This window comes from Pseudoalteromonas sp. MMG005 (genome assembly GCF_018101015.1).
GTDB lineage: Bacteria > Pseudomonadota > Gammaproteobacteria > Enterobacterales > Alteromonadaceae > Pseudoalteromonas > Pseudoalteromonas aurantia.
On record NZ_JAGJEK010000027.1, the window covers coordinates 27,622 to 47,588 of the forward strand.

Consider the following 19,967-nt stretch of genomic DNA (forward strand, 5'->3'; position numbering starts at 1 on the left):
AGAAAGACATGAGCAACACGCTATACCAAGGGTATGTTCTTGAAGTAATAAGCACATGAATTCAATCTTGTGATCGTACGTTGACCTAAAAAGGAGTGCTTATCGGTTAGAAGAACAATTTTTTTCTGACTATTTTTCTGTATTCGCTTGGTGTTTGCTGAAGTCGAGCTTTGAACACACGTGTTAATAGCCCTTGCGCATTAAATCCAACAGAGATTGCAACGTCTTGAATTGAAAGATTGCTATTGGCAAGCAGCTCTTTGGCATTTTCTAATCGTAGTACTTGTAAATAATCAGCAGCCGTTTGCCCTGTGGCTGCTTTAAAGCGACGATTAAAGGTTCTGTAACTCATATCAAATTGTTTGGCTACGTCGGCCAGAAGTATATCGCTGGCGAAATTGTGTTTCAGCCAAAATTGAATGGCTGCGATTTGTTCATCAGGATGTTTATCAACGGCACCTTCTAAATAGCGTTGTTCTTCATAAGGCTTGCGAATTTCATGAGAGAAGTTTTGTTGTACGTGGTTGGCTGCAGCCACACCATAGAGCTGTGAAATTAAATGAACAATCACATCTGCTAATGCATTTAGGCTGGCAACGGTGTATATACGTTCAGACTGTGTAATGAAAAAATCGGGTTTTAAGTTAACTAGTGGGTAGTTACGTTCAAATTGCGTTGCGTAATGCCAGTGAGTCGTCGCTGGGTGGTTGTTCAACAGTCCAGATTCAGCTAAAAAGCATACTCCGGTACCAACGCCAATAATGGTTCCACCTTGTTGCCATGTTGATGCCAGTTGTATTGCAATGTCATTATGGCGCCTAAGTACGGGTCTTGGGTTACGCCAAATACTTGGCACGATGACATAATCTTGCTCAGCCAGCATGTTTAAATCACCATTTGGACTGAGCTGCATTCCTAAATTATTTTCAATTGCTGTGTCGTGTTGCGCAAGCCAATTGAGTTTTAAAGGTCTAAATTTGGGGCCTAAATGCCGCTTAGCATAGGCTTCTCCAGCTCGGAGCATTTCGGCTGGAAGTGTGACACTTGTGAACAACATATGTTCATATAGTGTAAATGCGATATTTATTGACTGTTTCATCTGGACTGACCACTTAAGTTTGGCGAGTATTGCACGTTATTTGGCTTATATTATAAAATTTTTTATTCTCTTCCAACTAGAATCAAGTTATTAGCGGTTATTAAGACAAGAATATCATGACAGCATTACCAATTATTGTAGGCATGGGCGGTATCAACGCTGCAGGCCGAACATCTTTCCATCAAGGGTTCAGACGTATTGTTTTAGATAAATTAGGCCAAAAAGCCCGTCAAGAGACCTTTTTAGGTTTGGCGACTTTGATGAACCTAGTAAAATATGAAAATGACCAACTTGTAACGCCTGATGGTGAGGTAATAGCCGTTGCCGATATCGAGAGAGTACTCGGTGAACAAATTAAAGCTGGCACGTTGATTCGAAAAATAGAAAAAAACCATTTTGATGTTGATGCGACCCATTGGCAGCAAAAATTGGCAATTAAAGTTAATAGCGACGAAGGTTTACGTTTTACGTGCCGCATTAAAGACTTACCAAATCCAATTCCAACGTCATGGCAAGTGACTGAAATAGACAAAAAGACTGCAAATGTGGTCGTGCCTGATCAACTCGATGTTAAGCATGATAGCTATCGAGACAACCCTATTAAAGCAGCAGGTCAATTTCCGACAGGGTTCGATCCAGCAATTATGTACAACAGTCGTTATCAACCGCGAGGATTACAGGCGACCATTTTTGCAGCGACAGATGCAATTCGCTCAACAGGATTAGATTGGCAAACAGTTATGAATAGTGTTGAGCCAGACAAGGTCGGCACGTATTCGGGGTCGATCGCCGGACAAATGAATGATGAAGGGTTTGGTGGCTTGGTTCGCAGCCGTATGAAAGGAGAGCGTGTTAGTACTAAACAGTTGGCACTGGGTTTAAATACAATGTCGACTGATTTTATTAATGCGTATGTAACCGGTAGTGTGGGTACCACATTTACAGCGTCAGGTGCCTGTGCAACATTTTTATATAATTTGCGTGCTGCGGTTAATGATATTCAAGCAGGGCGTACTCGAGTTGCAGTGGTAGCCAGTGTTGAATGCGCGCTGACCCCTGAAGTTATTGAAGGCTTTGGTACGATGGGCGCGTTGGCGAATGAAGAAGGCTTACGTAAACTTGATAATACAGATACTGCTGACCATCGTAGAACCAGTCGCCCATTTGGAGATAATTGCGGCTTTACGATTGGAGAAGGTGCACAAGTTGTTATTTTAATGGATGATGCGTTGGCGCTTGAATTGGGCGCAGACATAATGGGATCGGTTGTTGATGTATTCGTTAATGCAGACGGTGTAAAAAAATCCATTACGGCTCCAGGGCCTGGCAATTATATTACGATGGCAAAATCGGTCGCGTTGGCAGAGCAAATAGCTGGACCAGAAGCATTGCGAGAGCGCAGCTTTATTTTAGCGCATGGTTCAAGTACCCCACAAAACCGTGTGACTGAGTCTATGATTTACCATAAGGTTGCTGAAGCATTTTCTATTAATGGTTGGAAGCTGGCTGCACCAAAAGCGTTCGTTGGCCATACAATAGCCCCAGCAAGTGGTGACCAATTAGCGATGGCATTAGGAGTCTTCAGTCATAATATTATGCCGGGAATTACCACAATCAGTAAAGTAGCTGATGATGTGCACGCTAAGCACTTAGATATTCGCACCGCCCATTATGAGTGTGATCCCATGGACATTGCATTTGTTAATTCAAAAGGGTTTGGTGGTAATAATGCCACTGCAACCATATTTTCGCCGACTCAGACTAAAAAGCTGTTAAGTAAACGTTATGATAAAAGTACTTGGGAGCGTTATAGCGATAAAGTAACGCAAACACACGCACAGCAAGTTCAGTATCAACAAGCTGCTGATTTAGGTCAATACGAACTTATTTATAAGTTCGGCAATGGTATGCTGGATGAAACAGCACTCAAGATAGAAGCTAATGAATTAACACTTCCGGGCTTTAGTAAGGCAGTGAAGCTCAATGTAAATAATCAATATGGTGATTTAAAGTAACCTTTGAAGAACTATGTTAAGCAAAGCAGGGCGCTCACAATGAGCGCCTTTTTGCTTATTAAAGTTCATGCGCGTTAACGTACGGTATGTAAAAAATGCATATGTTTATGGTACTGATCTAAAATGTCGTTAATAACGGCCTCTTTTGACCAACCCATAATATCGTAGTCTTGCCCACCTTCACGTAAGTGTACTTCGGCACGATAATATTTATCTTCGCTATCATCATCATCTTCCTCAACGTAGCTTGGTTTATCTGACGATCTTCTACGTACTTCATATTTGAAATCAAGCTCTTCGCCAAGTAGTACTAATAAGCTAATTCGGCCAAGCTTTTCATCTTGTTCTATTTGCGTTTCAATATTATGTTGTTTTAACTCACTTGCCACGGAGTTAATGGCCGCTAAAGCAGCATTATTGATAAACTTGTTAACGTTGGGCTTACTTGGAAAATCTACGATGTTACCTAATCGCTCTTGCCAACTGGTTGCGGTATTACCGTTAGCAGGTGTTAGCTGAGCAATGTTAAGCTGTAAACTTTCACGTTTGGCGACATCAACTCTGAGTGCTTTAATTAAGCCCCATGTGGCAATAAGTAGAATGACAGCGAAGGGCAGAGCACTGGCGATTGTCATTGTTTGCAATGCACCAAGACCCCCGGCAATTAACAGTACTGCAGCAACAACGCCTTCACCACCAGCCCAATAAATTCTCTGCCAAATAGGCGTATTGTCGTTACCGTTTGAACACAGCATATCTACAACCATTGAACCAGAGTCAGATGACGTTACGAAGAATATAATCACCATTAACGTTGCGACAAATGAAAGTACTCCTGACATGGGAAATTGTTCAAGAAATACAAAAATAGAGACGGCTACGTCTTTTGAAACGGCATCGCCTAAACTTGTCACGCCTTTATTTATTATTAAATCAATGGCTGAGTTACCAAAAAAGGTCATCCACATGAGCGTGAAGCCTGTTGGAATGAAGAGCACACCCATGGCAAATTCACGGATAGTTCGACCGCGAGACACCCGGGCAATAAAAAGTCCCACAAAGGGTGCCCAAGACATCCACCAACCCCAATATAAGATTGTCCAGCCACCTAGCCACTCAGTTTTTTCATAAGCGAACAAATTAAAGGTGTTACGCACTATGTCAGCTGTATAGGCGCCTACATTTTGGACAAATGCCTGTAGTAAATAAATAGTAGGGCCCAGTATGAGCACAAATAGCAACATGAGCACAGCTAAACCCATATTGAGTTCTGATAAACGACGGATCCCTTTATCTAGACCCGTGGTAACTGACAAAATGGCTAAACCAGTCACTACGGCAATTAAGACAACCTGAGTTGTCAAGCCCACAGGCACATCAAATAAGTAATTTAGACCGGAATTGACTTGTAGAACACCGTAACCCAGAGAAGTTGCAACCCCAAATACAGTGCCAATTACAGCAAAAATATCGACCGCATGACCAATTGGGCCATAGATCTTATCGCCGATCAGAGGATAAAGTGCCGAACGAAGCGTCAGTGGTAAGCCATGTCGGTAGCTAAAGAACGCGAGGATCAGTGCCACAATGGCGTAAATTGCCCATGCGTGCAGACCCCAGTGAAAGAAGGTTATTTTCATTGCTTCTCTCGCCGCTTCGACACTGCCAGACTCCGCCACTGGAGGAGAGAGGAAGTGCATAACAGGTTCAGCAACGCCGAAGAACATCAGACCAATCCCCATACCGGCTGAAAATAGCATGGCAAACCAGGTTGTATGACTGTAATCAGGGGTTGAGTGATCGGGCCCAAGTTTGATGTTGCCAAACCTAGATAACCCCAAGTACGCCACTGTAATAAGAATAATGGCGACAGTAAGAACGTAAAACCAGCTGGCAGTATGGACAATACTGGCTTGTAAAGATTGAAATAAGGTATCTGCGGTTTTTGGCATAAATGCCGTAAAGATGACCAAGAAAATGATCAAACCAGACGCGCAGTAGAAAACCGGTGGATTCAACTTTGCTTTGACGCCATGTTCGGACATAGTGTTCCCCATGTGTATTACTGACAGACTCTGTTGCGAGTTTGTAGAGTCTAAAGAAGCAAAAAGCTTTAAGGTAAAAGGACTTATATAATAGCACAGATATTAATAAAAAATATTAAGAGGGCAGGCGTGGCGTAATGATAGATTCTAAAAATAAGAGCATTGATGACAAATGCTCTTACTCTTGGTTTTTATTAAAAGTGTTTAGCGTGAAATTTTAGGTGTTTTTCAATATAACTGGCAATAAAGAAATAACTATGATCATACCCGTCACACATTTCTAGTTGCAGAGGGTAATTTTGCTCTGTGGCCACTTTTTGCAAATGCCAAGGCTGTAATTGTTCATCTAAAAAGTTATCGGCGGTCCCCTGACTGACTAACATGGGGAGAGGGCGCGCATATTGCTTATTCTTTATGAGTAAAACCGCATCGTGGTTTTGCCAGTGAGTTTTATCATCTCCCAAATAACCGGACAGCGCTTTGATGCCCCAAGGGCACACTGAAGGGTGAACTATCGGGCTAAAAGCTGAAATACTGCTGTAACGCGTTGCGTTCTTAAGCCCTAATGTTAATGCTCCATGGCCGCCCATTGAATGGCCGCTAATTGCGCGCGCTTTACTGACTGGGAAATGATTTTCAATGAGGTTAGGGAGTTCTTTAACCACATAATCATACATTTGGTAATGGGTATGATAAGGAGGCTGTGTAGCATTCAGATAAAATCCCGCACCTAACCCAAAATCGTAGGCCGTATGTTCGTCATCTGGCACACTTTCGCCTCTAGGGCTGGTATCTGGCGCGACAATAGCGATACCGAGCTCATTGGCAACTTTAAACGCCCCCGCTTTTTGCATAAAGTTTTCATCGGTGCAGGTTAATCCTGATAACCAATATAAAACGGGGAGCTGTTTACCAGAGTTCGCAGTTTCTGGCAAAAATATGGCAAAGGTCATATCACATTGCGTTGTTTGGCTGGCGTGGCGATATCGCTTATGCCAGCCGCCAACGACTTTATTGCTGGCGACTAGTTCCATAACTTATCCCTCTAAAAGTGGATGACTGAACGAATGCTTTTGCCTTCATGCATTAAATCAAATGCATCGTTGATCCCTTCAAGTTTCATGGTGTGAGTGATAAAATCATTCAGTTTAAATTCACCAGCCATGTAGCGTTCGACTATTTCAGGTAACTCTGAACGGCCTTTAACGCCACCGAATGCGCTGCCGCGCCATACTCGGCCAGTAACAAGTTGAAATGGGCGAGTAGAAATTTCTTTGCCAGCTCCTGCAACACCAATAACAACAGATTCGCCCCAACCTTTATGGCAACACTCTAGTGCTGAGCGCATCACATCTACATTACCAATACATTCAAACGAGAAATCAACGCCACCATCCGTCATTTCTACGATTACATCTTGAATTGGTTTATCGTAGTTTTTAGGATTGATAAGATCGGTTGCGCCAAGTTTGGTTGCCAGCTCAAATTTATCTTCATTGATATCAACACCAATGATACGTTTAGCCCCAGCCATTGTTGCGCCAATGATGGCTGATAAGCCAATGCCACCTAAGCCAAAAATAGCAACGGTGTCGCCATTTTGTACTTTGGCGGTGTTCATAACCGCACCCATACCTGTGGTTACACCACATCCAAGCAAGCAGATTTCTTCTAATGGCGCTTCTGGGTTTACTTTTGCTAATGAAATTTCAGGCAATACCGTAAATTCAGAGAAGGTGGATGTGCCCATATAATGGTAAATTGGTTCACCATCTTTAAAAAAGCGGGTTGTTCCATCAGGCATTAGGCCCTTACCTTGCGTTTCACGGATTTGCTGGCATAAGTTAGTTTTACCAGAGGTACAGAACTTACATTCACCACATTCTGGCGTGTATAGAGGGATAACATGGTCGCCAATCGCAACACTGGTTACACCTTCACCAACGGCTTCGACAATGCCCGCACCTTCATGCCCTAGAATGGCTGGGAATATGCCTTCAGGATCTTCACCTGATAAGGTGAATGCGTCAGTATGACATACACCCGTAGCCATAATTTTAACCAATACTTCCCCTTTTTTAGGCATCATAACATCCACTTCTTCGATACTCAGTGGTTGACCCGGACCCCAGGCAATAGCGGCTTTAGATTTTATAAACTCAGACATAATTACTTCCATCTACATTGATTTTGTAAACAGTATAATTACTTTATTATTTTTGATAATCTTTAATTATAAAAAATACTTTTACAGATTTGTAATAATGGATAGATGGATTGGTATTGATGAATTCGTTGCGGTTGCAACAAGTGGTTCATTTACACAGGCGGCCAAGATCCTAGATACTTCGGTTGCACAAGTGAGTCGACGGGTAAAAGAGCTAGAGCAGCAATTAGATCATCAGCTACTGACAAGAACAACTCGAAAATTGGCATTAACGCAAGAGGGTGAAGTGTTTCTAACGCATGCGAGACATTTACAGCATGCATATGATGATGCCACATTGGCACTGCGCCAAAGAGACCAGCAACCAACAGGCACACTTAAACTGACCGCGCCTGTAATGTATGGTGAACACTATATAATGCCGATTGTTCATGACTTTATGACAAGTTACCCTAAGGTAAAAGTGGAAATGTTACTGTCGAATGAGCAACTAGACTTAGTGGCTATGGGCTTTGATATTGCAATTCGTTTGGGTCATTTGAAAGACTCAAGCTTGAAAGCAAGGCGGCTTTCGTGGCGAAATACGTTAGTTTGTGCGTCACCTGAGTATTTGAATCATCATGGGCAACCGCATAGCTTGAATGAATTGGCGGAACATGCTTGTTTAGTGGGAAATAGCAGTTATTGGCGTTTTTTTGATAAGAATAAAGAGCGAAATATTAAAGTCAGCGGACCGTTGAGCTGTAATAGTGGTTGGGCTTTGCTCGATGCTGCGTGTAAAGATTTAGGGTTAGTCCAGCTGCCACATTACTATGTCGAAAAAGCATTAGAAAACAAGCAGCTGATAGAGATATTACCAAACTTTAAACCAAAGCGTGAAGGGATCTGGGCGGTTTATCCGCCCAGACAATATATGCCGACTAGCTTACGCTTGCTGCTGGATTATTTGGCTGCACATTTTGACCCGCAAACTCCATCGCAGAGAGGGCTTGATTGAGCGCATCTTCACGGCTATCACAAAAAGCATCGCTACCGAGTTTTTCACGAATGTTAAATCGATGAAGGCGATCGCAAGTCTCTTTGTTTGGTGAGAAAATAAAGACTTTACAATTGGCATCGAGTGCATCCTTAATTGCATTCTCAAGTGCTAAGCTTACGGTGACATCAAGCATCGCAACATCACTTAAATCAAGTACCATAGCCTGGTATTTGTTGATATCACGATGTTGGCGTGCAATCGCTTTAGAGACACTAAAAATCATGGGGCCAGAGAGATAAAAATAGAGCAATTGTCCTTTGGCTTGTTCAAATAAGTTGCGCTCTAGTTCAGTCATTGGCACATCGTCGTCGGTATCACTAATGGCTTTCACTTGCTCGGCTTGTACTTGACTTAAGCGCTCGATCACCAGAATGTTTGATATAAACACACCGAGACCAACTGCGACAATTAAGTCAACGAAAACGGTCAATAGCATGACACCGTACATAATAGCCATTTGCATTAGACTAAGTTTGTGGGCACGTTGGATAAAGCTCCAATCTAAGATATTGAAACCAACGTACACGGCAATACCTGCGAGTACGGCCATCGGAATGGGTTCGGTTAAACTACCAGCAACAAAGACAACAGCCATTAAAATTAACGCACGAAAAATCCCAGCCAGTGGAGAACGTGCGCCAACTTGTACATTAACGACGGTGCCCATGGTTGCGCCTGCGCCTGGGAGTGCACCACACAAACCGGATATCATATTTGCAATACCTTGACCGCGAAGTTCTTTATCTGAGTCGTGTTCGGTACGCGTTAAGCTATCGCCAATAACGGCGGTTAATAGGGTATCAATGCACCCCAATGTACCTAAGACCAACGCATCAATCACCATCTCAGTAAACAAGTCGGCGGTAAAAGTTGGCCAAACGATAGAGGGTAGTCCACTGGGGATTTCGCCAATTCTACGGATACTTTCAGTATCAAATAAGATAATCGAGACTAAAGTAATAGCAACGAGGGCTACCAGTTGAGCAGGTACATACTGACGGTATTTCTGCGGTAAGTAAAACAGAATCCCTAAGGTTAGGATACCGAGAAACAATTCAGAAAAATGTAAATCTAACAGTAAACTTGGAAGTGCTTCAAGGGTGCCAATCACACCGCCCATAGGCGCTTTATGGCCTAATAATGGCGCTAGTTGTAAGATGATAAGTATTACGCCAATACCTGACATGAATCCTGAAATAACACTATAGGGCATTAATGTTACATACTTACCAAGTTTGAGCGTACCGAGCAGTATTTGAAATGCGCCAGCCATCATGACCACAGTGAAACCCATTGCCAAGCCATTTTCAGGATAGGTGGCCATCATGGTTGTGAGCACCGCGGTCATAATAACCGTCATCGGACCTGTTGGTTCTGAGATCAAAGAAGTGGAGCCGCCAAATAAGGCAGCAAATAGGCCTACGAGGATCGCTCCCCACATACCGGCTTCAGCGCCAGCACCTGAGGCAACACCAAATGCTAGGGCCAGAGGTAGAGAAATTATCGCAGTGGTTACACCACCGAATAAATCTCCCTTTAAATTCATGTGCTTAAATCGAGATAAAGACAACATTGGACTTCCATACCGCGAGATTTCACGCATTTTACACTAAATTGTCCCTTTAACTATCAGAACTTCAATATTTTTTTACAATTTGCCGCGTACCCAAGCCATATTGCTTTGTGGTAGTATCGCTTACTATTAGCCTTGAATGTAGACATAATCAACCATGTTTCAACCAGTTAGCCTATTTGTTGGGTTAAGATATGCCAAAGCAGCGAAGGGAAATGCTTTCATTTCTTTCATTTCTTTTTTTTCTATCGCAGGAATTGCGTTAGGTTTAATGTCTCTGATCACGGTTAGCTCAGTTATGAATGGTTTTGAGCAGTCGTTAAAAAGTGCAATGTTAGATCTCATTCCTCATGTGCAATTAAAAGCAGATAATGCTGAGAATGCACAAATAGAACAAGTCTTATCGCGATTAAACACACATGCAATGGTAGAGCGTGCGCAACCCTATATTACGTCTGATGTGATTTTACAAACCAACCAAGAATTAATGGGAGTTAGATTACAGGGACTATTTAGCGGATATGATAATGCAGTAAGTAAGCATATTGAATTGGGTAAATTACAAACACTCGATAAAAAAAAGTATCAATTGGTGCTGAGTCGATATTTGGCGAATAAGCTTGGTATTGGTGTCGGCGACAAGGTTCGGGTAATTTTACCCGAAGTAACCAGTTATACGCCATTAGGTCGAGTGCCGATGCAGCGTTTATTTACAGTAGCCGCTTTATATAATTCAAAAAGTGAAGCTGATATGCATTTGGCATTTTCAGATGGCAAAAGCTTGAGGCGATTGATGAGGCGAGCCGATAACAGTGACATGGATATAAGCATCACGTTAAAAGATGCATTTGCATTAGTACCTTTTTATGCTTCAGTTACGGACTTATTGAGCCGGTATGAAAAGGATGATTGGCAGACTCAGCAAGGGGCTTTGTTTGCAGCTGTTGCGATGGAAAAACGCGTCATGTCAATGTTATTGGGCTTAATCGTCATTGTCGCAGTATTTAATATATTATCAGCGCTATCTATGATGGTTCGAGAGAAACAAGGAGAAGTTGCAATATTGCAAACGCTTGGATTTACACCCAACATGATTGGGAGAGTCTTTATGGTACAAGGCCTTTATAATGGTTTAGTAGGGACTGTAATTGGTTTGATCTTGGGACTGATAGTTGCAAGTAATATCAACGAAGTGTTGGATATTTTAGGCTTGTCTTTATTAGGTGGCGCTAAGCTTCCGGTATTATTTTCGCCAATAGGACTGATTTCAATGGCGACCGCCAGCGTTACAATGAGCTTTATTGCAACGCTATATCCTGCTAAAAAAGCAGCTAACGTATTACCCGCTGAGGTTTTGAGATATGAGTAATTTGGTAATTGAATGTAAGCAGTTGGGTAAGTCGTATCAAGATGGGAAAAATCAAGTTGAGGTTTTAAAAGGCGTTAACTTATCAGTGACACAAGGTGAAATGTTGGCAATTGTGGGCAGCTCTGGGTCTGGTAAAAGTACACTTTTACATATTTTGGGTACTTTAGATAAAGCATCAAGTGGCAACGTGAAAATTAAGGGGCAAGAAGTAGCTGCCTTATCTCGCAACAATCAAGCTGAATTTAGAAATCAATATTTAGGTTTTATTTATCAGTTTCATCATTTACTGATGGAATTTACTGCGTTAGAAAATGTGGCGATGCCGCTTCTGATCCAAGGGATAAAAAAGCAACAAGCACAACTCAGCGCAAATGAGATGCTAGATAAGGTAGGACTAGCGCACAGGGCGGATCATAAACCATCGGAACTCTCAGGTGGTGAGCGCCAACGGGTTGCGATTGCACGTGCTTTAGTGACTAAACCGGCTTTAGTATTAGCGGATGAGCCCACTGGCAATTTAGACAAGCATAACGCGATGAAAATATACGAGCTTTTATCACAATTGAATCGTGAATTACAAACCAGTTTTGTGGTGGTGACGCATGATTTGGAATTAGCGGCAAAGTTAGGCCGAAGTGTACAGCTGGATGATGGAGTACTGTCAGAGGCTGCGGTTAAACCCGGAGTTAAGCATGCTTAGTCTTTATTTAAGTAAGCGGTTTCGTCAATCTAAGCGAAAAACTGGGTTTGTTAGTTTGTTAAGTAAAGCATCAACGTTAGGTGTGATGCTGGGGGTTGCGGTACTGATCATTGCATTGTCGGTTATCAACGGCTTTGAACAACAACTAGAAGAACGATTATTGTCTGTTGTGCCCCATGTTAGTTACGAAGCACCCTATGATCCCATTAATGATTGGCACGCTAAAGTCGAGTTATTAAATCAGCATCAGGCTATTTCGGCTGCGGCGCCTGAAATCAACTTAACGGCTATGGTGCAATTTAAAGGGCAACTTAAAGCCGCAAAAGTCAAAGGTGTGGAGCCGAATATTCATGCAAAGGTTTCCTCAGTATCGCGTTATATTGAGGGACGTAACTTAGATGAATTAGCTGCGGGCACGCTGATTTTAGGTAGTCGTATTGCAGCGAGCTTGAATTTGACACTTGGCGATAAAGTAACGTTACTGGTCGCCAATAAACAGGCAGAGCAGCCACTTTCAGCACCAAAGCGTATTGGTGTCACGCTTATTGGGTTGGTTAAAATGGGTGGTCCAATCGATGAATCTATTGCATTGGTCAATTTGGCTGATTTACAGAGCGCATTGGGTTTGGAACCGAACCAAACAACAGGGCTAAGGGCGAAAGTACAAGACGTGTTCAATGCACATCAAATAGCCATGGCGGCTGGTAGTAGTTTGCCTGATTTAGTGTATGTGAATAGCTGGTTTAGAACCCAAGGGAGCTTATATCAAGATATTCAAATGGTACGCACCATCGTTTTTTTGGTGGTATTTTTGATTATTGCGGTTGCGAGTTTTAATATTGTTTCCTCAATGGTGATGGAAGTGAAAGAAAAACAAGCAAGTATAGCGATACTTAAAACGATGGGCGCCAAAGATCGAACGATATTTGCAACATTTGCCTTACAAGGAGTTGGCTATGCAGTAATTGGTGCCCTGTTTGGCACTATCTTAGGGGTATTACTGGCGATTAATCTGCCTGACTTATTCAATGCCATATTCACTCAAACTGATAATAACCCGTTGGCAGGGGTCTATTTTGTTGAATTTTTACCGTCTAAATTGATTTGGTCTGATATTTTAGTCACGTTAGGAGTAACTTTTATTTTGGCATTACTGGCGAGTGTTTATCCCGCTTGGCAAGCAACTAAAACAGCACCTGCCTCTGTATTAGGCAACGGCTAAAGCGTGGATTAGGCTGAGGAGTTTACTTATAACTCAGCTGCTACGAGCTCGTATAAACACTGCCTTTGGAGGTGATTTTATGGCATGCTGCCTCGGGTATATGTTACGTTTTTATTGGCGCGACAATAGAATTAAAAACAAGCAGAAGATGCTTATTTCTGACGGTATTGCTAACGAATGAATGGGAATTTTGAGTTTGCTATATTCTGTGTTCAAGCGGTTAGTGATACTAGTAGGCTTGTTAAGGTTTGGATTACGTGCTGATAAGTTTACTCATATACCGACAAGCTAGTAGATGGTAACGCTACTGAATAGTGCTTTGAAAGCGAGGCCACTTTGAGCTATTTGTATGGTTATAAACCAAAAGCTGCTATCCGTTTTGATGACATAAATGTCCGATACTATGATGCTGGCGATTGTGTATTTAATTTAACGCATTAATGTGAATTGGGATAAGAACCAATATAATGCTGCTATATGCTGAATATAACGTACTTATTATGATTTTAGCCTCGTTTTGGCTCAGGTTATTTACTGAAAACTAGGTTTTGTGGCGTATAAATATTGTCAAAAGTGAAACTCTGATAAATATATGGCACCATTTTGGTTGCAAGTAGCTAGGCAAACCCTTACATTAATGTCATTAAATTAGTATTAAGAAGTAATAATATGAGTGAACAGCAGCAACCTGAGCTAACAAAAGAACAAAAACAACAAAGAGAAATTCAATGGCAAAGAGAGTGTTTTCAAAATGCCCAAAAACATCTAGCCGAAAAAGGTATTATTCCCAATGCTGTTATAGACAAAGACAGTCGCTTTTTAGCACCACTGTGTGCCGTATGGAAAATGAAAGCACAAAATGGTAAAACATATTGGGTGATCACGGGCAGGTTACCTACAGATCATGTTGAAGTAACAGCTGCGACGTCGGCACGTGCGGTGATGAAACACTTTTCATACCAATGGCAAATAAAAGCGGATTCAATAATGGCGAATGCTGGGCACGATCCATCTCAAGTTGAGTTTGCAAACTTGCTAATTAGCCGTGCCCATGGCTTATATGATGTGGCCGATAATGACCAATTATGGGCTAATGAAGCATCGTAAAAGGGTCCGTTTTAAATGAAGAAATAGGGCACTTGAGCTTTTGTCTTGGGATCCCTGCTTCCATAAAAACACAACCTTGCTTTAAAAACCCATTTTCAATGAAGTTGGGCACTTCTTGCAGTATACAATTCACAAAGATATCATTTAAACCTCTCTCTTTTGCGATGTACACAAGGAAGTTAAGGAGAGAGCTGTACGCAGAGCGATTTCGATGGGCCTGTATCACTGCAATACGGCTGATCAGTCCGTCAGGACACAACCGGCCAGTGCCAACGGGTTCATGTTTTTCATCGCTGATTATTACATGTTCTGAATGTGAGTCTAATCCATCAAATTCGACTTCCATAGGCATATGGAATTCATAGACAAAGACACGCTCTCTTATTTGCTTTAACTGTTTTTGAGTTTGTTGCCAATTGACTCTGTCGACGTGGTAATTCATGATTCCTCCGCAAAGCACAAAACCATGGCTTTAACCTGCTAACTAAGTGCAAACAGCCACACTTATTCATAATGATGAATAAGTTAAACTTAAAAAAGCAGGGGAAACCTGTGATCCGTATACAGTAAGGTAATACGAGATCAGTCATCTTCTTGTAAGAAATACGTTCCCTCATTTATTAGTTTAGTTAACATTTGTGCAAATTCAATGCAATTTAATGATTCTTCCAACATAGAAGCTGAAAAGCAAGGAAAATCAGTCAGTAACTTAATTGCCTCTAAGTGCTTTAGTGCTAGGTTAAAGGTTTCTCCGTTAACACTTAAAACGATAGAGTGAGCTAGTTTTTGATAAATTGCTCTGACGCCACCAGCACGTTCTATTATGTCATTCGGTGTAATGTAACTTTCCAGCTCTGTGTGTTGTAGGGGGGGGTCAAGTGGTGCCAAGTCCATATCATGCTTAGGTTGGCTGAGCATAGCACCAAGCCAATGTTTTAGCTGGTCAGGGTCGTTCAGGGCATCTTGCATAAGTGCCTGAATACCGGCTACTTCTTGTGAACTCAATTCACCCTTTGAATCACGAAGAGACAACATAGGATCGGAATACCGCGTATTTCCAGTTTCAGAGTCAATGAGGTGGTCGGCAAAGCCGGATAAAAAATCTTTCTGGTCCGGTGCTCTAAAACCAACAGAGTAGTTAAGTGCATTTTCTACCGCATAGCCTTCATGGGGACATCCTGGTGGTATATATAAAATATCGCCGGGCTCTAACACAGCATCAATAGTGGCATTAAACTGCTCAACTTGAAGTAGGCTTTTGTTTTGTGCAAATTGCTTTAGGCTTGTATCAGGTAAACCTACACGCCAGTGGCGTTTCCCTTGTCCTTGAATTATAAACACGTCATATTGATCTAAGTGTGGTCCCACACCACCGTGAGGTGTAGAGTAGCTGACCATTAAATCATCTATGCGCCAGTTAGGTATAAAGCGAAACGGTTCAAGTAGTTGCGCAGCAACTGGGTGCCAATGATCAACGGCTTGAACAAGTAACGTGCTATGCTGGTCTGTAAGTTTAGCAAAATCTTCGAATGGCCCATGGAACGATTGCCAATCGTTATTATGATTAGTGATTAAACGTGACTCTATACTTTCTTCCATCGCAAGCCCCGCAAGCTCTTCAGGCTCGATAGGGTCTTCAAATTCAGTAAAGCCACCTTTGATCAGTAAAGGACGTTTTTGCCAATATTGTGAGAGAAACTCAGCTTGGCTTAATTGGTTTATTGTCAATTCGTACATGGTTATTCCATAAAAAAAGCGAAAGAGGAGCTCTTTCGCTTTAAAATTTAACTTACGAGCGAGTTATACTAGTTCGTCGATAAATGCTTCAGCACGACCAATGTAGTTTGCTGGTGTCATTAATTTCATTTCAGCTTTAGCGTGATCAGGCAGTTCCAAACCGTCTATAAACTCAGCCATGATCTCTTGATTAACACGCTTACCACGGGTCAGTTCTTTTAGCTTTTCATATGGCTTTTCAATACCGTATTTACGCATCACAGTTTGAATTGGCTCTGCAAGTAGCTCCCAGTTTTGGTCTAGCTCTTCGAGTAAACGATCAGCGTTTACTTCAAGCTTGCTCACACCTTTAAGGGTGGCTTGGTATGCAATGAGCGTATAACCCATACCGACACCTAGGTTACGTAACACGGTAGAATCCGTTAAGTCACGTTGCCAGCGAGACACAGGTAACTTTTGTGCTAGGTGCGAGAAAATCGCATTAGCTAGTCCTAAGTTACCTTCTGAGTTTTCGAAGTCAATTGGGTTTACTTTATGCGGCATAGTTGATGAACCAATTTCACCAGCAATGGTTTTCTGCTTAAAGTGATTTAGTGCTATGTAACCCCATGCATCACGATCAAAATCGAGTAAAATCGTGTTAAAGCGGGCTACTGCATCAAAAAGCTCGGCAATATAGTCATGCGGTTCAATTTGAGTTGTGAATGCATTCCAAGTCAAACCGAGGCTTGTCACAAACTGTTCTGCATGTTGATGCCAGTTATAGTCAGGGTATGCACTTAGGTGTGCGTTGTAGTTACCTACAGCACCATTGGCTTTACCAAGAATAGAAACTGCCGCAATTTGATTACGCTGACGTTGTAAGCGTACATACACGTTTGCAAACTCTTTACCCATAGTTGATGGAGACGCAGGTTGGCCATGCGTACGAGTCATCATTGGAATTGAGCGGTATTCAATCGCTTTTTCTTTGATTGCAGCAAGCAATTTGTCGCAATAAGGTAACAATACTTCATCACGCGCTTCTGTTAGCATTAGGCCGTGAGATAGATTGTTGATATCTTCAGAGGTACAAGCGAAATGAATGAATTCGTTTACAGCGTGTAACTCAGCGTTATTAGCAACTTTTTCTTTTAGTAAATACTCAACGGCTTTAACATCGTGGTTCGTTGTGCTTTCAATTTCTTTTACGCGTGCAGCATCGGCTTCACTAAAATTGGTCACTATGCTGTCTAGAAGCGCATTTGCTTCATCACTAAATGCAGGCACTTCTGCAATGCCTTCAGCTTTCGCTAAAGCTTGCAACCAGCGTACTTCAACCGTTACACGGTATTTAATTAAGCCAAACTCACTGAAGATGCTTCTAAGCTCAGCAGTTTTACTGCCGTAGCGACCATCTACTGGAGAGATAGCGGTTAACGCTGAAAGCTCCATAATTTCTCCTAAACTAATTGGTTTTGAACGATATTTAAATTCTATTTTGTGCTTCTGCGATAATTTTCTTTTTACCAAAGAAAAACTGACGGCGTTTGCCACCTAGTTGTCGCCAAAGTACTGCGCTGCGGATCCCTGCAAGGAGCAGCGCTCTAATTTTTTGTTGAGTGCCAGGTTGCTTCAAAATCTCTGGTTTGCCAAAGATTTGAATTTTTTGTCCTAACGGACTCAATACTTCACTATATATGTCAGCAAATGCGGCGATGATAGTACTATCACACACTTCAAAGTGTTGTAATTGACGCTCTACATCTTTTAAACGACGAGCCAGCTCACTTAGCGCTTGAGGGTTATTAGCAAGCGCTCTTTCTAATTGCATTAGCCCACCAACATATTTGACCATTTCAACGTCTTTTTCACCAGCTGGGGTTAATTGCTCAACCAAAGTCCGTAAACCAGACTTCAGAGCAAAGCTGTCTTCATAGACATCGGAAGGTTTTTCTGGGGAAAGATTTACAATACTTTTTAAAAAGCTTGCAACATCTGTTTCAGCAAACTGTCCATATTTAGAGACCTTTTGAACTAGCTTGGTAATTTGACACATAGCCGCAAGCGGCATGACATATTCTGCTGCCATTATTTAATCACCGAGTCTATAATGCCGCCACCTAAGCATACGTCATTTAAGTAGAAAACGGCTGATTGGCCTGGTGTGACAGCTTTTTGAGGCGCGTCGAATAACACACGCGCCAACCCATCTTGACCAACGAGTAAGGTACATGCAATATCGGTTTGGCGGTAGCGAGTTTTTACCGTGCAGCGTAGTGTGCCTTGTGGGCCAACTCTATCGACCCAATGTAACTGGTCAGCATTTAAACCGTTGCTGAATAGGCGAGGGTGGTCTTTACCTTGGCCAACCACTAAAACGTTGCGTTCAATGTCTTTATCTACCACATACCATGGCTCACCGTTACCTTCTTTCATGCCGCCAATTAATAAGCCTTTTCGTTGACCAAGGGTATGGTACATAAGACCTTCATGATCGCCGACGGTTAGTCCATCCGTGTCTTCTATCTTACCCGGTTGTGCTGGTAAGAATTTTTGCAAAAAGTCTTTAAACTTGCGCTCACCAATGAAGCAAATACCGGTACTGTCTTTTTTGTCATGGGTAATTAAATCTTGTTCTTCAGCAATGCGGCGCACTTCTGGTTTTTCTATTTCGCCGACCGGAAAAAGGGTTTGTGCGATATGTTCATGACTTAATGTGTATAAGAAGTAGCTTTGATCTTTGTTATCATCGAGTCCACGACACATAACAAATTTACCGTCACGTTCTTCACGCTGTACATAATGCCCTGTGGCAATATAATCGGCACCAAGTGCTTGTGCGGCAAACTCTAAAAAGGCTTTAAATTTAATTTCTTTGTTACACATAATATCAGGATTTGGTGTACGGCCTGCTTTATATTCAGCGAGGAAGTATTCAAATACATTGTCCCAATACTCTGCGGCAAAATTAACAGTGTGGAGTTCAATATTTAACTTATCACATACTGCTTGGGCATCTTTTAAGTCTTCAGCAGCAGCGCAATATTCATCATTATCATCTTCTTCCCAGTTTTTCATGAATAGGCCTTCTACTTGGTAGCCCTGTTCTTTTAAGAGGTAAGCTGAAACTGAAGAATCAACACCGCCGGACATACCAACGATGACTTTAATGTGACTATTATCGCTCATAATTTTTGCTGTAAATCTATGTGATTTTTAAAGGCCGTGATTATAGCACGCAAATGTGTGTGGCTAAAAGTCGAGATGAATATCATCGGTTATTTAGTACTTTATATTGGCCGTTTTTTAATCCATCGAGCGTAAATTTACCGATCTGGGAGCGAATTAGTCGTAGTGTTGGGTGGCCAATATGTGCGGTCATTCTGCGAACTTGCCTATTCTTTCCCTCATTAATGGTGACGCTTAACCAAGTCGTTGGGATATTTGCTCGTTCTCTTATTGGTGGGTTACGTGGCCAAATACTCGGTTCGGGAATTATTTTTACTTTCGCAGGGCGTGTTAAACCATCTTTGAGCTCGACGCCAGAACATAACGCATCAATATCTTTTTGCTCAGGAACTCCTTCAACTTGAACCCAGTATGTTTTGTCGGTTTTTTTCTTTGGGTCGGTGAGCTTGTGCTGTAATTTACCACAATTTGTGAGTAGCAATAACCCTTCGCTATCTCTATCCAGTCGGCCAGCAGCATACACTCCTTTCTCTTTCACATATTGTGCAAGTGTTTCACGGTTTTGATCATCAGTGAACTGACACAACACATCGAACGGCTTATTGAACAAAACAATTTTGACATCTTCTGGCGCAATACTTGGTTTTGTTGTTTTTCGGTGACTTGGTCGTGAGGATTTTGGTGTGTTTCGAGAAGATGAACGTGCTTTGTATACCATGTTAT

Annotated in this window: 17 protein-coding genes; 6 read left to right on the forward strand and 11 right to left on the reverse strand. The window is 42.0% G+C overall.

Going from position 1 to position 19,967, the window contains the following annotated elements:
* Positions 1–106 precede the first annotated feature (106 nt).
* Positions 107–1,099 (reverse strand): helix-turn-helix domain-containing protein, encoded by a 993-nt coding sequence (locus J8M01_RS19850; RefSeq protein ID WP_211059088.1) that lies wholly within the window; start codon positions 1,097–1,099, stop codon positions 107–109.
* A 116-nt stretch (positions 1,100–1,215) separates the two neighbouring features.
* Here J8M01_RS19850 and J8M01_RS19855 point away from each other — a divergent pair, with 116 nt between their 5' ends.
* Positions 1,216–3,114, forward strand: coding sequence for a beta-ketoacyl synthase (locus J8M01_RS19855; protein ID WP_211059089.1), 1,899 nt, complete (start codon positions 1,216–1,218; stop codon positions 3,112–3,114).
* Between the two features lie 74 nt (positions 3,115–3,188).
* On the opposite strand, the gene betT is transcribed toward J8M01_RS19855, so the two are convergent.
* The 3 genes from betT to J8M01_RS19870 form a co-directional block, all read right to left on the reverse strand.
* Positions 3,189–5,159, reverse strand: coding sequence for a choline BCCT transporter BetT (betT, locus tag J8M01_RS19860; protein WP_211059090.1), 1,971 nt, complete (start codon positions 5,157–5,159; stop codon positions 3,189–3,191).
* A 194-nt stretch (positions 5,160–5,353) separates the two neighbouring features.
* The gene (gene fghA, locus J8M01_RS19865; RefSeq protein WP_211059091.1) at positions 5,354–6,193 is read right to left on the reverse strand and encodes an S-formylglutathione hydrolase; all 840 of its coding nucleotides are present in this window, start codon (positions 6,191–6,193) and stop codon (positions 5,354–5,356) included.
* A gap of 11 nt (positions 6,194–6,204) precedes the next feature.
* The gene (locus J8M01_RS19870) at positions 6,205–7,326 is read right to left on the reverse strand and encodes an S-(hydroxymethyl)glutathione dehydrogenase/class III alcohol dehydrogenase (protein ID WP_192507748.1); all 1,122 of its coding nucleotides are present in this window, start codon (positions 7,324–7,326) and stop codon (positions 6,205–6,207) included.
* A gap of 97 nt (positions 7,327–7,423) precedes the next feature.
* On the opposite strand from J8M01_RS19870, the gene J8M01_RS19875 reads away from it, so the two are divergent.
* Positions 7,424–8,323, forward strand: coding sequence for a LysR family transcriptional regulator (locus J8M01_RS19875; RefSeq protein ID WP_211059092.1), 900 nt, complete (start codon positions 7,424–7,426; stop codon positions 8,321–8,323).
* On the opposite strand, the gene J8M01_RS19880 is transcribed toward J8M01_RS19875, so the two are convergent.
* Positions 8,247–9,938 carry a SulP family inorganic anion transporter gene (locus tag J8M01_RS19880; RefSeq protein ID WP_192508557.1) on the reverse strand — a complete coding sequence of 564 codons (1,692 nt, stop codon included), beginning with the start codon at positions 9,936–9,938 and terminating at the stop codon, positions 8,247–8,249. The two genes, J8M01_RS19875 and J8M01_RS19880, sit on opposite strands and share 77 nt — an antisense overlap.
* Before the next feature lie 157 nt (positions 9,939–10,095).
* On the opposite strand from J8M01_RS19880, the gene J8M01_RS19885 reads away from it, so the two are divergent.
* The 4 genes from J8M01_RS19885 (at position 10,096) to J8M01_RS19900 (ending at position 14,336) form a co-directional block, all read left to right on the forward strand.
* The gene (locus J8M01_RS19885; RefSeq protein ID WP_211059093.1) at positions 10,096–11,307 is read left to right on the forward strand and encodes a lipoprotein-releasing ABC transporter permease subunit; all 1,212 of its coding nucleotides are present in this window, start codon (positions 10,096–10,098) and stop codon (positions 11,305–11,307) included.
* On the forward strand, positions 11,300–12,007 hold the full coding sequence (gene lolD, locus J8M01_RS19890) for a lipoprotein-releasing ABC transporter ATP-binding protein LolD (protein ID WP_210997168.1): 708 nt from the start codon (positions 11,300–11,302) through the stop codon (positions 12,005–12,007). Before J8M01_RS19885 ends, lolD begins: the two co-directional genes overlap by 8 nt.
* Positions 12,000–13,229, forward strand: a complete 1,230-nt coding sequence (locus tag J8M01_RS19895) for a lipoprotein-releasing ABC transporter permease subunit (RefSeq protein WP_211059094.1) — start codon at positions 12,000–12,002, stop codon at positions 13,227–13,229. The genes lolD and J8M01_RS19895 overlap by 8 nt, the downstream gene beginning before the upstream one ends.
* Before the next feature lie 669 nt (positions 13,230–13,898).
* Positions 13,899–14,336 carry a DUF4826 family protein gene (locus J8M01_RS19900; protein WP_192507743.1) on the forward strand — a complete coding sequence of 146 codons (438 nt, stop codon included), beginning with the start codon at positions 13,899–13,901 and terminating at the stop codon, positions 14,334–14,336.
* Here J8M01_RS19900 and J8M01_RS19905 read toward each other — a convergent pair.
* From J8M01_RS19905 to J8M01_RS19930, 6 genes are all read right to left on the reverse strand, one after another.
* Positions 14,320–14,778, reverse strand: a complete 459-nt coding sequence (locus J8M01_RS19905) for a GNAT family N-acetyltransferase (RefSeq protein WP_211049651.1) — start codon at positions 14,776–14,778, stop codon at positions 14,320–14,322. The two genes, J8M01_RS19900 and J8M01_RS19905, sit on opposite strands and share 17 nt — an antisense overlap.
* 140 nt (positions 14,779–14,918) lie before the next feature.
* Positions 14,919–16,073, reverse strand: coding sequence for a cupin domain-containing protein (locus tag J8M01_RS19910; protein WP_211059095.1), 1,155 nt, complete (start codon positions 16,071–16,073; stop codon positions 14,919–14,921).
* A 63-nt stretch (positions 16,074–16,136) separates the two neighbouring features.
* The gene (gene purB / locus J8M01_RS19915) at positions 16,137–17,507 is read right to left on the reverse strand and encodes an adenylosuccinate lyase (RefSeq protein ID WP_211059096.1); all 1,371 of its coding nucleotides are present in this window, start codon (positions 17,505–17,507) and stop codon (positions 16,137–16,139) included.
* Positions 17,508–17,541: 34 nt separating this feature from the next.
* Positions 17,542–18,144, reverse strand: coding sequence for a high frequency lysogenization protein HflD (hflD, locus tag J8M01_RS19920; RefSeq protein ID WP_192507739.1), 603 nt, complete (start codon positions 18,142–18,144; stop codon positions 17,542–17,544).
* On the reverse strand, positions 18,144–19,244 hold the full coding sequence (mnmA, locus tag J8M01_RS19925; protein WP_192507738.1) for a tRNA 2-thiouridine(34) synthase MnmA: 1,101 nt from the start codon (positions 19,242–19,244) through the stop codon (positions 18,144–18,146). Before mnmA ends, hflD begins: the two co-directional genes overlap by 1 nt.
* An 82-nt stretch (positions 19,245–19,326) precedes the next feature.
* The gene (locus J8M01_RS19930; RefSeq protein ID WP_211059097.1) at positions 19,327–19,962 is read right to left on the reverse strand and encodes a pseudouridine synthase; all 636 of its coding nucleotides are present in this window, start codon (positions 19,960–19,962) and stop codon (positions 19,327–19,329) included.
* Positions 19,963–19,967 lie beyond the last annotated feature (5 nt).

What these genes read in the sequence shown, in the direction of transcription:
- J8M01_RS19850 (WP_211059088.1), bottom strand. Translation starts at nt 1,099, where the DNA reads ATGAAACAGTCAATAAATATCGCATTTACACTATATGAACATATGTTG.
- J8M01_RS19855 (WP_211059089.1), top strand. Translation starts at nt 1,216, where the DNA reads ATGACAGCATTACCAATTATTGTAGGCATGGGCGGTATCAACGCTGCA.
- betT (WP_211059090.1), bottom strand. Translation starts at nt 5,159, where the DNA reads ATGTCCGAACATGGCGTCAAAGCAAAGTTGAATCCACCGGTTTTCTAC.
- fghA (WP_211059091.1), bottom strand. Translation starts at nt 6,193, where the DNA reads ATGGAACTAGTCGCCAGCAATAAAGTCGTTGGCGGCTGGCATAAGCGA.
- J8M01_RS19870 (WP_192507748.1), bottom strand. Translation starts at nt 7,326, where the DNA reads ATGTCTGAGTTTATAAAATCTAAAGCCGCTATTGCCTGGGGTCCGGGT.
- J8M01_RS19875 (WP_211059092.1), top strand. Translation starts at nt 7,424, where the DNA reads ATGGATAGATGGATTGGTATTGATGAATTCGTTGCGGTTGCAACAAGT.
- J8M01_RS19880 (WP_192508557.1), bottom strand. Translation starts at nt 9,938, where the DNA reads ATGTTGTCTTTATCTCGATTTAAGCACATGAATTTAAAGGGAGATTTA.
- J8M01_RS19885 (WP_211059093.1), top strand. Translation starts at nt 10,096, where the DNA reads ATGTTTCAACCAGTTAGCCTATTTGTTGGGTTAAGATATGCCAAAGCA.
- lolD (WP_210997168.1), top strand. Translation starts at nt 11,300, where the DNA reads ATGAGTAATTTGGTAATTGAATGTAAGCAGTTGGGTAAGTCGTATCAA.
- J8M01_RS19895 (WP_211059094.1), top strand. Translation starts at nt 12,000, where the DNA reads ATGCTTAGTCTTTATTTAAGTAAGCGGTTTCGTCAATCTAAGCGAAAA.
- J8M01_RS19900 (WP_192507743.1), top strand. Translation starts at nt 13,899, where the DNA reads ATGAGTGAACAGCAGCAACCTGAGCTAACAAAAGAACAAAAACAACAA.
- J8M01_RS19905 (WP_211049651.1), bottom strand. Translation starts at nt 14,778, where the DNA reads ATGAATTACCACGTCGACAGAGTCAATTGGCAACAAACTCAAAAACAG.
- J8M01_RS19910 (WP_211059095.1), bottom strand. Translation starts at nt 16,073, where the DNA reads ATGTACGAATTGACAATAAACCAATTAAGCCAAGCTGAGTTTCTCTCA.
- purB (WP_211059096.1), bottom strand. Translation starts at nt 17,507, where the DNA reads ATGGAGCTTTCAGCGTTAACCGCTATCTCTCCAGTAGATGGTCGCTAC.
- hflD (WP_192507739.1), bottom strand. Translation starts at nt 18,144, where the DNA reads ATGGCAGCAGAATATGTCATGCCGCTTGCGGCTATGTGTCAAATTACC.
- mnmA (WP_192507738.1), bottom strand. Translation starts at nt 19,244, where the DNA reads ATGAGCGATAATAGTCACATTAAAGTCATCGTTGGTATGTCCGGCGGT.
- J8M01_RS19930 (WP_211059097.1), bottom strand. Translation starts at nt 19,962, where the DNA reads ATGGTATACAAAGCACGTTCATCTTCTCGAAACACACCAAAATCCTCA.